The organism is Marinobacter azerbaijanicus (assembly GCF_030250645.1).
Taxonomy (GTDB): Bacteria; Pseudomonadota; Gammaproteobacteria; order Pseudomonadales; family Oleiphilaceae; genus Marinobacter; species Marinobacter azerbaijanicus.
On the sequence record NZ_JASSVS010000072.1, the window covers coordinates 1 to 786 of the forward strand.

Annotated in this window: 1 pseudogene; it reads left to right on the forward strand. The window is 64.0% G+C overall.

The features are described from left to right. Positions 1-243 precede the first annotated feature (243 nt). Positions 244-444: pseudogene (locus QPM17_RS23675) on the forward strand (SDR family oxidoreductase); the annotation flags it as partial. Positions 445-786: the final 342 nt, after the last annotated feature.

Consider the following 786-nt stretch of genomic DNA (forward strand, 5'->3'; position numbering starts at 1 on the left):
CTCGTGGCGCTGGTGCTCTCCGTCCCCGGGGCCTTCCTGGCGCTGTTCGTTTCCCAGTTCCCGCACTGATCGGGCTGGTCATGCTGATGGGCATTGCCACGAAGAACTCGATCCTACTGGCGCCTCATTACCCAGCGGATTAGCCTAGCCGTGCTTGGGGTTGCGATAGGCGCTTGGCGGGATGCCCACTGGCTCGAATAGCCAGCCTCCATCCCGATATCGATGATGCTGCGGTCGGTTTCCATCATCACCCATATCCTCAACGATGTCATGGAAGACGGCCCTGGCTTTCTGGCCCAACACGGTGAAGGCGCGCCCATTGGTCGCGCAGCACAACCGGAAGAGAGCGCCGAAGTGGTCGCCTTCCTGGCCTCGGAGCGTGCCAGCTTCATGGTCGGTTCTGTCGTCATGGCCGACGGCGGCATGACCGTCATGGCAGGCTGAGCGAGGGGTCGCCCAACGGCGGCGCCGGAGGCGCTGGCGGTTGGGCTGCCCCGCTCTGCATTGAGAAAGAGCCCCCGTGGACCCAGGCCTCCTTTAGCAGGCCGCGGGCCTCCCTTGCCCTGAATTCCGGTATTGTTGAAGACACCCTCGATCTGGCCGAAGCGGTCCAGGGACCTGCCCACGCCCCCTTCAAGTGGTTTCGGCAAAGCGGTCCGATTCCGCCTTTACCTTCATCAGGTCCTCCCGTGTATCGACGTCAAGCGCCCAATCCGCGGGGATGGCCACGGTGGCCGTATGCGCCAGTGACTGAAATAGCTGGCCGGCACCGGCATCGCCCGCCAG